Genomic DNA, 14,782 nt, shown 5'->3' with positions numbered 1-14,782 from the left:
GGCCGCCTCCTGACTATTGCGCGATGTCCAGGCGCAACGCCTGGGCCCCGCGCAGGTAGACGTGCTGAACCTCCGAGCGGGGCAGGTCGGTCACCACGTGGGCCATGAGGCGGACCACGCGCGGCAGGGCGTGCGGGACGTCGATCTCGGTCGCGCACATCAGCGGGACGTCGACGAAGCCGGTCCGGCGCGCGGCCAGAGCGGGGAACTCACTGGTCAGGTCGGGTGTGGCCGTGAACAGGACGCTGATGACGTCGTCCGTCTCCAGTCCGTTGCGCCGCATCACCTCGGAGACCAGCTCCGCGGTGGCCTCCAGTATCTGCTCACGTTCGTCCGCGTCGACCTGCACCGCACCACGGATGGCCCGTACCGCCACGTTCGTTCCCGTCTCGTCGTCGTACCTCGGGCCGCCCTCCCGGACGGGAGGACGGCGGCCGCCACCCGGCCGGAGGGCCGGGCAGTGACCGCCGTCAACTGTATCTACAGGCCAGCGGCCTCGTAGAGTTCGCTCACCTCGCGCGACGTCAGCGACCGCATGGTGCCCAGTTTGAGGGTGTTGAGGTCGATCGGGCCGACCTGGGTGCGCGCCAGGTCCGCGACCGGGTGCCCCACGGCCTCCATCAGGCGGCGGACGATGTGCTTGCGCCCCTCGTGCAGGCGGATCTCCACCATGGCCCTGGGGTCGTCGTTGTCGACGACCCGGAAGGAGTCGACCTCGACCGGACCGTCCTCCAGCTCGACGCCCTTGCGGATCTGGCGCACCACGCTGTGCGGGATCGGGCCCGGCACCTTGGCGACGTAGGTCTTGACGACCTTGTAGCGCGGGTGCGTGAGCCGGTTGGCGAGCTCTCCGTCGTTGGTGAGCAGGATGAGGCCCTCGGTCTCGGTGTCCAGCCGACCCACGTGGAAGATGCGCTCGTCGGTCTGGCCGGTGTAGTCGGCCAGGGTCGGACGGCCCTCGGGGTCCCACATGGTGCTGACCACGCCGCGCGGCTTGTTGAGCGCGAAGTACAGCTTGTCGGGGGCCGTGACGACGCGCATGCCGTCGACGCGGATCTCGGAGACCTCGGGGTCGACCCGGGCACCGAAACGGCGGACGACCTGACCGTCGACGCTCACGCGACCGGCGGCGATCATCTCCTCGCTGGCGCGGCGGCTGGCCACGCCCGCGGCGGCCAGCGCCTTCTGGAGGCGGATGCCGCCGGGCACGTCGGTGTAGGTGTCGCGGTCCTCGCCGGTGTGGCGGTCCTCGTCCTTGGGGTCATAGTCGGCGCGCAGGGCGTTGAGCCGCTCGCGCGCGGCCTTCGACAGCTGCGACTCGTGCTGGACACCACCGGACCGAGCCGTGTCGCGGCGCCCGGAGGCGGGACCGCGGCCACCGCGGTCCTGGCGGGCGCCGCCGCGCCGATCACGGTCACCGCGGTGGCCACGGTCGCGGTCCTCGCGCGGACCCCGGTCACGCCGGTCCCGGTCGTCACGGCCGTACGGACGCCGCTCCCCGCGATCGTCCCGGTAACCACCGCGCCGGTCGTCGCGACCGAACGAACGCCGGTCGTCCCGGCCACGGGAGTCGCGATCGCCCCGGAAGCCGCCACGGCCCCGGTCCTCGCGCGGACCCCCGCCACGACGGTCGTCCCGGCCGCGGAAGTCACGGTCGTCACGACCGAACGAACGCCGGTCGCCACGGTCACGATCGCCCCGGAAGCCGCCACGGCCCCGGTCCTCGCGCGGACCCCCGCCACGACGGTCATCGCGGCCACGGAAATCGCGGTCGTCACGGCCGTACGGACGCCGCTCCCCGCGATCGTCCCGGTAACCACCGCGCCGGTCGTCACGGCCCTGGAAGCCGCCACGGTCACGGTCACCCCGGAAGCCGCCACGGCCCCGGTCCTCGCGCGGACCCCCGCCACGACGGTCATCGCGGCCACGGAAATCGCGGTCGTCACGGCCGTACGGACGCCGCTCCCCGCGATCGTCGCGGAAACCACCGCGCCGGTCGTCACGACCGAACGAACGCCGGTCGTCCCGGCCACGGGAGTCGCGGTCGTCCCGGCCACGGAAACCGCGGTCCTCACGCGGACCCCGGTCACGGCGGTCCCGGTCGTCACGGCCGTACGGACGCCGGTCGTCGCGTCCGCGGAACCCCCCGCGGTCGCGGTCGTCCCGCCGGAAGGACCGGTCGCCTCCGCCTCGGAAGCCCCGGTCGTCACGGTCGCCCCGACCGTGGAAGTCTCGTCCGCCCCGTCGGCGGTTGTCGTTGTTGTCGCCGCGCTCACCGCGCGGGGCGTGGTCCCGCGCACCGCGGGAACTGTCATTGGGTGTGCTCACCGGTGTCGTCTAGACCTTCGATGTCGTCGGGGAGGAACGGCGCCAGATCAGGCAGCTCGTCGAGGCCGCGCAGGCCCAGCCGTTCCAGGAAATAGGAGGTGGTCCGATACAGCAGTGCGCCGGATTCGGAGTCGTGTCCGGCCTCTTCGATCAGCCCCCTCAGTACGAGGGTACGCATAACTCCGTCACAGTTGACACCGCGGACGGCGGAGACCCTGCCACGGGAGACCGGCTGGCGGTAGGCCACCACCGCCATCGTCTCCAGGGCGGCCTGCGTGAGGCGGACCTCCTGCCCCTCCTTGAGGAAGTGCTCGACGACGTCGGCGCACTCGGGCCGCGTGTACACGCGCCACCCGTCGGCCACCGCACGCAGATCGAAACCGCGGCCCTGTTCGGTGTATTCCCTGGACAGCTCCTCCAGCGTCCGGGTCACCACCTCCAGGGGCACGTCCAGGGCACGCGCCAGGTCGTACTCGGCGACCGGCTGGTCCACCACCATGAGCACCGCCTCCAGGTCGCGGCGCAGTGTGCGCGGCGCCGAGACATCCCCCACACCGGCCGTCGTGGACTCCCCGCTCATTCCGCTTCCCCCTCCTCGTCCGTGGCGTCGTCGTAGTCGGTCTCCATCCGAACCTCGCCCTCGCCGCCGGTCCACGTCACCGTCAGCGCGCCCAGCGGCTCCGGCTGGTCGAAGCCCACGTTCGAGGCCCGGTACAGCTCCAACAGGGCGAGGAAGCGCGCGACGACCTCGAAGGTACCGGTGCACCCCTCGGTGAGCTCGGCGAACGTGAGCGTCCCGTGCTCGCGCAGCGCCGCCACCACGAGTTCACCCTGTTCCTTGACCGACGTCCTGGTCTGGTGGATGTGGGTGACCGGCACGCTCGGCGGCTCCTTGGGGGTGAACACCCGCCCCGCCAGCGCCGCGAACTCCTGGGGGCCCAACCGGAACAGCACGTCCGGACGCAGTGCCGCGAACCGCTCCTCCAACGGCACCGCACGCGCGTACCGGCGGCCCTGCGACGCCAGACGGTCGCTCATGAAGGCCGCGACCTCCTTGTAGGCGCGGTACTGCAACAGCCGCGCGAACAGCAGGTCACGGGCCTCCAGCAGGGCCAGATCGGCCTCGTCCTCCACGTCGCCCCTGGGCAGCAGCCGAGCCGCCTTCAGATCCAGCAGGGTCGCCGCGACCAACAGGAAGTTACTGGCCTGGTCCAGGTCCCACGCCTCACCGTGCTCACGGATGTGGGCGATGAACTCGTCGGTGACCTTCGACAGCGCCACCTCGGTGATGTCCAGCTTGTGCTTGGAGATCAGCGCCAGCAGCAGGTCGAAGGGACCCTCGAAGTTGTCGAGGTGCACCTGGAAGGCGTTCGGGTCACCCTCACCGGTCTCCTCCGGGGGCGGGTTCGCCTCCTGATCAGCCGCCATGAGGGCGGCTCCGCTTCGTCTCACTCATGCGTACAAGGGTGTCACCGGCCAGACCCCGCCGGTGACACCCGCGCCGCCGGGCCCGGCGCTCCCCCGGCACCGGGCCCGGCGCTCAGTCCTCGCTGAGCCGCCGCACCAGCATGCTGGCCGAACCGTGCTCCTCGAAGTCGGCGAGCAGCACGGCGACGGCCTCACGGACGAGGCGGCCTCGGTCGGTCGACAACCCGTGCTCGGCCCGCAGCGACAGCCGCGTCTGCTCCAGGGCCAGCAGTTCCGCCGCCGAGACGTACACGGTGATCTTCTCGTCGTGGCGTTGGCGACCGCTCGGCTTGGGAGCACGACGCACCCTGGTGGCCCCTCCGGAGGCGCCGCGTCCACCCTTGGCACCGCCTTCGGATCCGTTCGCCCGCGCCTCGCGCTCGGGTGCCGTGCGCTGGCGTCCGGCCGACTCGTCCGGCTCCGCCTCGGGGCCGGAGGGGCGGAAGAACAGTTCGTCCGCCCCGGGCAGGGTCACGCGCCGTGACCGCTGAGAGGCCACCTCGCCAGCACCTCCTTGGCCAGTTCCCGGTAGGCGTTGGCGCCCGCCGAGGACGAGTCGAACCTGGTGATGGGCTCCCCGGCGACCGTGGCGTCCGGGAAGCGCACGGTCCGGTTGATGACCGTCCCGTAGACCTTGTCGCCGAAGCCGTCGACGATGGTGGACAGCACCTCGCGCGCGTGCAGGGTGCGCGGGTCGTACATGGTGCCCAGGAAGCCGTCGATGACCAGGCGCTCGTTCAGCCGCTCCTGGACCTTCTGGATGGTGTCCATGAGCAGCGCCACTCCGCGCAGTGCGAAGAACTCGCACTCCAGGGGCACGATGACCCCGTCGGCCGCGGTGAGCGCGTTGACGGTGAGCAGGCCCAGCGACGGCTGGCAGTCGATGAGCACGACGTCGTAGTCGTCGATCACCGGCCGCAGCGCCCGGGCCAGCATCTGCTCGCGGGCCACCTCGCCGACCAACTGCACCTCGGCCGCGGACAGGTCGATGTTGCTCGGAATCAGGTCCAGGCCGTCGATGTCGGTCTTGAGCAGGACGTCCTCGACCGACACGTCCCGCTGCATCAGCAGGTTGTAGACGGTCAGGTCCAGCTCGCGCGGGTCGAGCCTGCCCAGGCCGACGGAGAGTGCGCCCTGCGGGTCGAAATCGACCAGCAGGACCCGTCTGCCGAACTCGGCGATGGCCGCCCCGAGGTTGATGGTGGTGGTGGTCTTACCGACCCCACCCTTCTGGTTACAGAGTGCTACTATTCGTGCCGGGCCGTGTTCGTCCAGCGGCTCCGGCACCGGAAACTGGTACTCCGGTCTCTTGGTGTGCAGTTCCGCCCCCGTGTTGCGTGTCGTCCCCCAAGGGTTGCTCACCGGGTCGGCGGGGTCCTGCCCGCCGACGGGTGCGGTGTTCGCATCCGCGTCGTTCTCCGACCAGTTCACAACCCTTGACCTCCCCCACGGACCGGCCACGGCCCGAGGGGCGTTGCTCCCCTGCGCCCGGCCGCCGTCGGAAACTCAATATGTCGACAGCAACGTACCTCTGTGCGGCGACTCTAGAACGACGACACGACGCACTTCAACACGAACCAATCGAAGAAACCCCTCCGCACGCGCTCCGACACGGGTCCGACCCGCGTCAGGCGGGGGTCCCCGCACCGGGTCAGCGCCGTGCCCGGGGGTGACTGGACGCGTACACCTCGCGCAGGTGGTCCACGGTCACCAGCGTGTAGATCTGGGTGGTGGTGACCGAACTGTGCCCCAGCAGCTCCTGGACGACCCGGATGTCGGCCCCGCCGTCCAGCAGGTGGGTGGCGAAGGAATGCCGCAGTGTGTGCGGGGAGACACCGTCGACCCCCGCCCGCTCCGCCACGGCGCTGAGCACCGCCCATCCGCCCTGCCGGGTCAGCCGGCCGCCGCGGGCGTTCAGGAAGACGGCCGCCCCCGACCGGCCCGACGCCGCCAGCGTCGGCCGGGCCCGCACCAGGTAGGCGTCCAGCGCGCGACGCGCGTACGAACCGAGCGGTACCACCCGCTCACGCCCGCCCTTGCCCCGGAAGCGCACCAGCCCGACGCCGTCGTCGGCGTCCACGGCGTCGCCGACGTCGTCCACGTCCAACCCCACCGCCTCGGAGATCCGCGCCCCCGTGCCGTAGAGCACCTCCACCAGGGCGCGGTCACGCGACGCGAGCAGGGCCGCGCGGTCGTCCGACGTCGGAGCGTCGGCGGGACCGGCCGCCGCCAGGAGCCGCTCCACCGACTCCAGGGGCACCGCCTTGGGCAGCCGCAGGGGCGGGGCGGGCGGGACGACCTCCGCCGCCGGATCGGTCGCCGTCCAGCCCTCGCGGACCGCGAACCGGTGCAACCCGCGCACGGCGGCCAGCGCCCGGCCGGCGGACGCGGCGCCGAGCGGCCGGTGGTCGTCGTCGCCCCGGCGCAGGGCGCGCAGGAACCCGGCCACCTGTCCGGAACCGACGTCGGCGAGATCGGCCACGCCCAGAGCGGCCAGGTGGTCGACGTAGCGGGCCAGATCGCGGCGGTAGGCCAGCAGGGTGTTGTCCGCCAGCGCGCGCTCGGCGGACAGGTGGTCGAGGAAGGCCCGGCTGGCGCGCGCCAGCGTCCCGACGGTCCCGACCGCCGAGGGCTCGGCGCCGCCCGGTTCCCCGCCCACGGTCAACGGGCCGGGCGCAGGGACGCGAAACCGTCCCGGGCGGCCGCGTGGGCGGCGAGGATGCCGATGATGGTCGCTCCGTTGTGCAGGGCGCCGCCCATGACCAGCCCCACCGCCTCCTCCAGGGACACCCACTCCGCGGCCAGGTCGGTCTCCTCGTGCTGGCGGACGAAGTCGATCTCCTCGGCGGGCACCTCCGACAGGCCCCGGGCCAGGAACAGCCAGATCCGCTCGGCGGAGAACCCGGGGCTGGGGAAGAAGTCGGGCAGCTCGTACCACTCCTCGGCGCGCAGACCCGCCTCCTCGACCAGTTCGCGCCGGGCCGTGGCCAGCGGCCCCTCCCCTGCCACGTCGATCATCCCGGCGGGCAGCTCCCACATCGTGTGACCCGTGGGATGGCGGTACTGGCGCTGGAGCAGCACCCGCCCGTCCCCGTCCACCGCCAGAACGGCGGCGGCCCCCGGGTGCTCCATGTAGTCACGGGCCGCCACGGTGGTGCCCTCCCCGTCGACGGCGGGCATCCGCACCCAGTCCGTGCGCATACCGCACTTGGGGCCGCGGAAACGCTCCTCGGAGCGCTCCACGGGCCACGACGCGGGGGCGTCCGCGATCTTCGCGTCCGCCCCCGTCACCGTCGCCGGGCGGGTGTCACTGGCCATGTGCTCGCCTCTCAGGCTCGTGCCCCGCCCGGACCGGCTCAGGACTCCCGGCTCTCCAGGGCGGCCGAGATCAGGCCGCGGAAGAGCGGGTGCGCCTTGGTCGGGCGGGAGCGCAGCTCCGGGTGCGCCTGCGTCGCGACGAAGAACGGGTGCGTCTCCCGGGGCAGTTCGACGTACTCCACCAGCTTGCCATCGGGGGACAGCCCGGAGAACACCAGGCCCGCCTCCTCCAGCTTGGTCCGGTAGGCGTTGTTGACCTCGAAGCGGTGCCGGTGCCGCTCCGAGACCTGCTGCTCACCGTCGTAGAGCTCGCGCACCAGAGTGCCCTCACCCAGGTCGGCCGGGTACAGGCCCAGCCGCATGGTGCCGCCCATGTCGCGCTCACCGGCCACGACGTCGGTCTGGTCGGCCATCGTCGCGATCACCGGGTCGACGGCCTTGTCGTCGAACTCGGCGCTGTTGGCGCCCTCCAGGCCGAGCACGTTCCGGGCGTACTCGATCACCAGACCCTGGAGCCCCAGGCAGATGCCCAGCAGGGGCACCCCGTTCTCCCGGGCGTAGCGGATGGCGCCGAGCTTGCCCTCGATGCCGCGCACGCCGAACCCGCCCGGGATGAGGACGCCGTCCGCACCGTCGAGCTCGGCGGCGGCGCCGGAGGGGCTGGCGCAGTTGTCGCTGGCGACCCAGCGGATGTTGACGTGGGTGTTGGTGGCGAAACCGCCCGCGCGCAGGGCCTCGCTGACCGACAGGTAGGCGTCGGGCAGGTCGATGTACTTGCCGACCAGGGCGATGGTGACCTCGTGGTCGGGCTGGTGCACCCGGCGCAGCAGCTCGTCCCACTCGGTCCAGTCCACGTCGCGGAAGGGCATGCCCAGACGGCGGACGACGTAGGCGTCCAGTCCCTCACGGTGCAGGACCTTGGGGATGTCGTAGATCGAGGGGGCGTCGGGGGTGGAGACCACACCGGCCTCGTCCACGTCGCACATGAGGCTGATCTTGGACTTGAGGCTCTGGGTGATGGGCCGGTCCGAACGGCACACGATCGCGTCGGGCTGGATACCGATGCTGCGCAGCGCGGCCACCGAGTGCTGGGTCGGCTTGGTCTTCATCTCCCCGGACGGGCCGAGGAACGGGATGAGCGACACGTGCAGGAAGAAGCAGTTGTCCCGGCCGATCTCGTGGCGGATCTGGCGGACCGCCTCCAGGAAGGGCTGCGACTCGATGTCGCCGACCGTGCCGCCGATCTCGGTGATGACGATGTCGACGTCGGGCGCGTCCATCGCGTAGATGCGCGACTTGATCTCGTTGGTGATGTGCGGGATGACCTGCACGGTGTCACCGAGGTAGGCGCCCTGGCGCTCCTTGGCGATGACGCTGGAGTAGATCTGGCCGGTGGTGACGTTGGCCGAGGCGGACAGCTCGGTGTCCAGGAACCGCTCGTAGTGGCCCACGTCCAGGTCGGTCTCGGCGCCGTCGTCGGTGACGAAGACCTCACCGTGCTGGAAGGGGTTCATCGTCCCCGGGTCGACGTTGAGGTAGGGGTCCAGCTTCTGCATGGTGACCCGCAGGCCACGCGACTTCAGGAGTCGGCCCAGGCTGGAGGCGGTCAGCCCCTTACCAAGACTGGAGGCGACGCCGCCAGTAACGAAAATGTGCTTGGTACTCGCGGCGGATGCCAAAGTGATGCTCCCGTGGGTTGAGTGGCTACGGCGGGCCCGGGTGAACTGAGCGGCCGTGCGGCGGTCCGGTGCCGGGCGGTAGGTTCCTCGCCAGGTCCGTCGGACTCCACGGGGCACCAGGATAACAGGCCCTCCGTGCGCCTACACCTGGGAACGCGAGTCACCTCCCCGGTGTTCCGGCTCCGACCTGGACGGATCCGCCGTCCCCGTGCCACACCGGGCGCTCCCGCCCGCCGAACGCCCCCGACCGCGACCAACACCACACACGACCCCGACCCGGAACGGAAGACACCCTCCCCCCCGGGGGGACCGGAGGACCGGTCAGGCCGGAAAGCCCCCGGCGCGCCCCAGGTAGGCGGGCGGCCGCTTGCCCAGACGCTCGCCCATCCAGTCGCCCAGCGCCGCCGCCCGCGCCAGGTCCACACCCGTGCGCAGTCCGCTGCGGTGCAGCATGTACAGCAGATCCTCGGTGGCGATGTTGCCGGTCGCGGCGGGCGCGAACGGGCATCCGCCGAAGCCGCCCAGGCTGGAGTCGAGCACACGCACACCCCCGTCCACCGCGGCGAGCGCGTTCGCGTAGCCGGTGTTACGGGTGTTGTGGAAGTGGCAACGCAACGTCCGCCCCTGAACGACCGGGCCGAGCGCGCGCAGCAGCCCGGCCACCTGGCGCGGCACACCCACCCCGATCGTGTCGGCCAGGGCGATCTCCACCGCGCCGGTGTCGGCGATCCGCCGCACCACCTCCACGACCCGCTCCGGGGCGACCTCACCGTCGAACGGGCAGCCGAACGCCGTCGAGACCGTCACGCTCAGCGGAATGCCCGTCCCCGCCAGGTCGGCGTCGATCGCGGCCAACACGTCCAACATCTCGCCGACCGTGCACCCCTGGTTGCGCGTGCAGAACCCGTCCGTGGCGGGCACCGCCACGTTGACCTCCGACACCTCGGCGGCCACCGCGCGCTCCAGACCGCGCCGGTTGAGCACCAGACCGATGTGGGAGACCCCCGGTGTCCGGCGCACCCCCGCCATGACCTCCTCGGCCCCCGCCATCTGCGGCACCCGTTTGGGGTTGACGAAGCTGACCGCCTCGATCCGCCGCACACCGGCCTCCACCGCCCGGTCGATCAACTCGATCCGGTCCTCGACCGACAGCACGGTGTCCTCGTTCTGGAGGCCGTCACGCGGCCCCACCTCGACGATCTCCACGTGCTCCGCGCCCTCGGGCCCGCGCTCGTCCACGGCCATCGGTCCACCTCTTCCACGCTCCGTCGCGTCCTGCGGCCAGGCTAACGGAGCGCCCTTCGCCGCGGCCGAACCGGGGCCGCCACCGCGGACGCCGGGTCAGCGCAGCGCCAGGGCCGGACGGACCTCCCAGGTCGTCCACACCGGGCGGTAGCCCATCCGGTGCCAGAACGGCCCCGACAGCGGGTTCATCGCCGCGTAGTTGAGCACGGACACACCCACTCCGTGGCTGTCCAGCGCCTGGTGGGCCTGGCCCACCAGTGCGGTGCCGATCCCGTTGCCGCGCTCGGCGGCGGTCACCACGCCGTAGCCGATGTGCGCGATCGGGCGCGCGTTGACCAGCGACTTGGCCCACCGGGACCGCTCCGGGGGCGAGACCCACAACAGGCCCACGGCCCGGCCGCGCCGCTCGGCCAGCCAGATCCACGAACGGGACCGGTTCAGCGCCCGCGCGGCGACCTTGCGGGTCTGCTCGGCGGTGTCCGGTTGCAGGAACACCCCGCCGAAGTGCTGCTCGTAGCGGTGTTCCTCCATCAGAAGGGTGACGACCTGGGTGAGGTCGCTGCGGTCGGCCAGCCGGATGGTCACGTCGCGCGGGGGCAGCGACGGGGGCACGCCGCGGCGGCGCTGGCGGGCGGCCAGCACCGTGTAGGGCTGAAGGCCGTGCCGCTGGAGCGGGATGATCCCGCACACGTCACGGGCTGGCCAGCTGACCAGGGCGGCCGACTCCGAACCGGTACCGGTCGGCAGCTCCTCCAACTGGTCGCGCCAACTGGTGAGGAGGGAGTCCAGGGCGCGGCCGGGGTCCGGGCCGCCGACGATGGGGGTGAGCCAGTGCTGGTCGGGCACGCCCCAGATCCGGCCGACCTCGCCGGGCTGGTACCAGGTGTAGTGCATGCTCCCAGCCGCGACGGTGTTGCCGTCCTCGTCGCTGACCGTCACGAGCGGAGAGGAACCGGGGGCGAAACCCACGGGTTCGGGCAGGAGCGGGTCGGCCTCGGCCCAACGCTGGGCGGCGGACCGTACCAGCGGGTCCAGACCGAGATCGCCCCCGGGCGACTCGTCGTGCCGCACCCGCGCCACATATCCGCTCATCCACCCCTCCCCTAGCGGGTCTCTCGCCCGGAGCACTCCATGACGGGCACGGCCACGGCGCCCCGAGCCCGCGGATCCGCTCCGCGCGGGTGCGCCCGTCCGGTCCCTCACCCGTGCCCCGGCCTTCGCGTGGGCACGGCCGCGCACCACGGTAACGGATCGCGGGTAGCCCGTGGGTGTCGGGGCGGTCAATCCGCGGACACGGAAGTCCCCTCCGCGTCGACGGTCCGACGCGATGACTCGCTGGCTACCCCGCCCTCGACGACCGAGGTGTTGCGCCCGTGGTTGATCACCTCGGGTTCCCCGGAGGCGAAGGAGATCGTGTTGTCCACGCCCACCAGAACTATCCGTTCGGCCGATCCCACGTCCACGGTGGTGCCCCGGCCGGTGGCCCTGACCAGGCCGCACGGGCCGTCCAGGACGACGACGGCGTCGTCGGCGCTGACCACGATCTCACGGTCGTCGCAGTCCTGGTGGACCTCGGCCCCGTCGTCGTCCACCACCAGCGTGTCCTCGTCGCTCACGGGCCCGGGGGAGGGGTCGACTCCGGTCGGCGCGGCCGGGACGCCCGGGGAGCCGGCGACCTCGGCCCCTCCCCGTCCCAGGGCGCACCCGCCGACCAGCAAGGACACCCCGACGAGGAGGACACCCGTCGTCGCCAACAGCTGAACCTTCATGGACTCCCCCGCGACCGGATATCCGGAATGTACGACATGACCTTGGGCGATCCCAAGGGTATGTCACGCGAAGGTAACCACGCGACCCGTTCGTTGTGCAAACGTTCCCGATTCGAGACCTGGAGAGGGCGTCGGCACACCCGGCAGGACCGGCCCCGCAGGGCCTGCCGTCACTTCACCCCGGCCTCGTCCATACCGCGAAGCTCACGCTTCAATTCCTTGATCTCGTCGCGCAACCGGGCCGCCAGCTCGAACTGCAGGTCGGTCGCGGCCTGGTGCATCTGGGCGCTCAGCTGGTCGATCAACCCGGCCAGCTCCGCGCGCGGCATACCCTTCGCGTCCACCGCACGCTCACCCAGCGCGGGCACCGGAGCCGACTCGCCCTTGGCGCCGCCCTTACGGTACCCCGTCGCCATGAGCTCCTCGGTGTCGACGTCCTCCCTGTTCAACGAGTCGAGGATGTCCGCGATCTGCTTGCGCAGCGGCGTGGGGTCGATCCCGTGCTCGGCGTTGTAGGCCAACTGCTTGTCCCTGCGCCGGTTGGTCTCGTCGATCGCCGCCCGCATCGAGTCGGTGACGTTGTCCGCGTACATGTGCACCTGGCCGGCGACGTTGCGCGCGGCGCGTCCGATCGTCTGGATCAGGGAGGTCTCCGACCGCAGGAACCCCTCCTTGTCCGCGTCCAGGATCGCCACCAGCGACACCTCGGGCAGGTCCAGGCCCTCCCGCAGCAGGTTGATGCCCACCAGCACGTCGAACTCGCCCACGCGCAGCTCACGCAGCAGCTCCACCCGCCGCAGCGTGTCCACCTCGCTGTGCAGGTAGCGCACCCGGATGCCCAGCTCGGCGAAGTAGTCGGTCAGGTCCTCGGCCATCTTCTTGGTCAGCGTCGTGACGAGCACCCGCTCCTGACGCTCGGCGCGCTCCCGGATCTCGTGCACCAGGTCGTCGATCTGCCCGTCGGTCGGCTTGACCAGCACCTCCGGGTCGACCAGCCCCGTCGGGCGGATGACCTGCTCCACCACGTCACCGCCGCTCTGCCGCAGCTCGTACCGGCCCGGCGTCGCCGACAGGTACACCGTCTGCCCGATCCGCTCGGTGAACTCCTCCCACTTCAACGGACGGTTGTCCAGCGCCGACGGCAGTCGGAACCCGTGGTCGACCAGGGTGCGCTTACGCGCCGCGTCACCCTCGTACATGGCGCCGATCTGCGGCACCGTCACGTGCGACTCGTCCAGGACCAGCAGGAAGTCCTCGGGGAAGTAGTCGAGCAGGGTGTTGGGCGCACTTCCCGGCTCACGGCCGTCGAAGTGCCGCGAGTAGTTCTCGATCCCCGAACACGTCCCCAGCTGCCGCATCATCTCCAGGTCGTGCGTGGTGCGCATTCGCAGCCGCTGCGCCTCCAACAGCCTGCCCTGGCCCTCCAACTCGGCCAGCCGCTCCCCCAGCTCGGCCTCGATCGAGGCGATCGCGCGCTCGGTGCGCTCCTCACCGGCCACGTAGTGCGACGCCGGGAAGATGAACATCTCCTGGCTCTCACCGAGCACCTCGCCGGTCAACGGATGGAGGGTCATCAACCGCTCCACCTCGTCGCCGAACATCTCGATGCGGATCGCCAGCTCCTCGTAGACCGGGATGATCTCGATGGTGTCGCCGCGTACGCGGAACGTCCCCCGGGTGAACGCGGCGTCGTTGCGGGAGTACTGCATCTCCACCAGCCGGCGCAGCAGCTCGTCGCGGTCCACCTCCATGCCCACCGACAGCTGCGCCATCCGGTCCACGTACTCCTGCGGCGTGCCCAGACCGTAGATGCACGACACCGACGCCACCACGATCGTGTCCCGGCGCGTGAGCAGCGAGTTGGTCGCCGAGTGCCGCAGCCGCTCCACCTCGTCGTTGATCGACGAGTCCTTCTCGATGTAGGTGTCGCTCTGCGGGACGTAGGCTTCGGGCTGGTAGTAGTCGTAGTACGAGACGAAGTACTCGACCGCGTTGTTCGGCAGCATCTGCCGCAGCTCGTTGGCGAACTGCGCCGCCAGCGTCTTGTTCGGCTGCATCACCAGGGTGGGCCGCTGGAGCCGCTCCACCGTCCACGCCACGGTCGCCGTCTTACCCGTACCCGTCGCGCCCAGCAGGACGGTGTGCGCGTCACCCGACTCCACCCGCCGCGTGATCTCGGCGATCGCCCCGGGCTGGTCACCCGCCGGGCTCATGTCCGAGACGACCTCGAACGGTGCCTCGCTGCGCTTGATGTCGCTGACCGGTCGCACGTCGCCACTCCTCGCCTCACCGCGGTGGGCCGCCCGCGCCCACGTCTGCCTTCCCTCCAACGCTACCGACCACCACCGACATCCCGGCTCAGGCCCGGGCCAGCAGCTCCTTCCACAGCTCGGCCACCCGGGCCGAGAGCTCCTCACGCGTCCCCGAGTTGTCCACCACGAGATCGGCCGCGGCCAGCCGGGCCTCCCGGTCCGCCTGCGCCCGGATCCGCGCCCACACCTGCTCACGCGGCATACCCCGGTCGGCGGCCACCCGCTCCACACGCGTCTCGTCGGGGGCGTCCACCACGACCACCACGTCGTAGAGCGACCCCAGGTCGTTCTCCACCAGCAGCGGGACGTCGTAGACCACGACCCGGGCACCCGACTCCCGAGCCCGCTCCATCAACTCAGCGCTGCGCTCCCCGACCCGGGGGTGCACGATCGCGTTGAGCCGGGCCAGCCGCTCCTCGTCGGCGAAGACGATCTCACCGAGCCGCGCGCGATCGAGCCGCCCCTCGGGGGTGAGCACCTCCTCGCCGAACTCCTCGACGACCTCGGCCAGCCCCTCCGTGCCGGGCTCGACCACCTCGCGCGCGATCGCGTCGGCGTCGATGACCGTCGCGCCCAGGCGCTCCAGCTCCGCCGAGACCGCGCTCTTACCGGAGCCGATCCCCCCGGTCAGTCCCACTGTCAGCATGCCACCGACCCTAGAACA

General features: G+C 71.4%; 14 protein-coding genes. All 14 read right to left on the bottom strand.

The features are described from left to right. Positions 1 to 13 precede the first annotated feature (13 nt). Entirely contained in the window at positions 14 to 376 is a 363-nt protein-coding gene (gene aroH, locus DVR05_RS08405) for a chorismate mutase (RefSeq protein ID WP_116245254.1), read from the bottom strand. A gap of 104 nt (positions 377 to 480) precedes the next feature. After that, positions 481 to 2,328, bottom strand: a complete 1,848-nt coding sequence (locus DVR05_RS08400; protein WP_116245253.1) for a pseudouridine synthase — start codon at positions 2,326 to 2,328, stop codon at positions 481 to 483. Beyond that, positions 2,312 to 2,908 carry an SMC-Scp complex subunit ScpB gene (scpB, locus tag DVR05_RS08395; RefSeq protein WP_116245252.1) on the bottom strand — a complete coding sequence of 199 codons (597 nt, stop codon included), beginning with the start codon at positions 2,906 to 2,908 and terminating at the stop codon, positions 2,312 to 2,314. Before scpB ends, DVR05_RS08400 begins: the two co-directional genes overlap by 17 nt. Then, positions 2,905 to 3,756, bottom strand: a complete 852-nt coding sequence (locus DVR05_RS08390) for a ScpA family protein (RefSeq protein WP_116245251.1) — start codon at positions 3,754 to 3,756, stop codon at positions 2,905 to 2,907. The genes scpB and DVR05_RS08390 overlap by 4 nt, the downstream gene beginning before the upstream one ends. Before the next feature lie 112 nt (positions 3,757 to 3,868). Beyond that, on the bottom strand, positions 3,869 to 4,294 hold the full coding sequence (locus DVR05_RS08385; RefSeq protein WP_232832033.1) for a hypothetical protein: 426 nt from the start codon (positions 4,292 to 4,294) through the stop codon (positions 3,869 to 3,871). After that, positions 4,267 to 5,226, bottom strand: coding sequence for a ParA family protein (locus DVR05_RS08380; RefSeq protein WP_116245250.1), 960 nt, complete (start codon positions 5,224 to 5,226; stop codon positions 4,267 to 4,269). The genes DVR05_RS08385 and DVR05_RS08380 overlap by 28 nt, the downstream gene beginning before the upstream one ends. 220 nt (positions 5,227 to 5,446) lie before the next feature. Beyond that, a complete protein-coding gene (locus DVR05_RS08375; RefSeq protein WP_369974509.1) occupies positions 5,447 to 6,454 on the bottom strand; it encodes a site-specific tyrosine recombinase XerD in 1,008 nt (335 codons plus the stop codon). 2 nt (positions 6,455 to 6,456) lie between these two features. Continuing rightward, positions 6,457 to 7,113 (bottom strand): NUDIX hydrolase, encoded by a 657-nt coding sequence (locus DVR05_RS08370; protein ID WP_116245248.1) that lies wholly within the window; start codon positions 7,111 to 7,113, stop codon positions 6,457 to 6,459. A 38-nt stretch (positions 7,114 to 7,151) separates the two neighbouring features. Beyond that, positions 7,152 to 8,792: a CTP synthase gene (locus DVR05_RS08365; protein WP_116245247.1), complete on the bottom strand. Its 1,641-nt coding sequence runs from the start codon at positions 8,790 to 8,792 to the stop codon at positions 7,152 to 7,154. A 321-nt stretch (positions 8,793 to 9,113) separates the two neighbouring features. Beyond that, entirely contained in the window at positions 9,114 to 10,037 is a 924-nt protein-coding gene (locus tag DVR05_RS08360; protein ID WP_116245246.1) for a hydroxymethylglutaryl-CoA lyase, read from the bottom strand. 96 nt (positions 10,038 to 10,133) lie between these two features. Further along, positions 10,134 to 11,129 carry a GNAT family N-acetyltransferase gene (locus DVR05_RS08355; RefSeq protein ID WP_116245245.1) on the bottom strand — a complete coding sequence of 332 codons (996 nt, stop codon included), beginning with the start codon at positions 11,127 to 11,129 and terminating at the stop codon, positions 10,134 to 10,136. A gap of 188 nt (positions 11,130 to 11,317) precedes the next feature. Next, positions 11,318 to 11,806 (bottom strand): DUF3060 domain-containing protein, encoded by a 489-nt coding sequence (locus DVR05_RS08350; protein WP_116245244.1) that lies wholly within the window; start codon positions 11,804 to 11,806, stop codon positions 11,318 to 11,320. A 170-nt stretch (positions 11,807 to 11,976) separates the two neighbouring features. Then, entirely contained in the window at positions 11,977 to 14,076 is a 2,100-nt protein-coding gene (gene uvrB, locus DVR05_RS08345; RefSeq protein ID WP_116245243.1) for an excinuclease ABC subunit UvrB, read from the bottom strand. 88 nt (positions 14,077 to 14,164) lie between these two features. Then, entirely contained in the window at positions 14,165 to 14,764 is a 600-nt protein-coding gene (gene coaE / locus DVR05_RS08340) for a dephospho-CoA kinase (RefSeq protein ID WP_116245242.1), read from the bottom strand. Between the last annotated feature and the right edge of the window lie 18 nt (positions 14,765 to 14,782).

Source organism: Nocardiopsis sp. FIRDI 009 (assembly GCF_003386285.1).
GTDB lineage: Bacteria > Actinomycetota > Actinomycetes > Streptosporangiales > Streptosporangiaceae > Nocardiopsis.
Note: the sequence above shows the minus strand (reverse complement) of the source record. Positions and strands in the feature narration are given on the sequence as shown.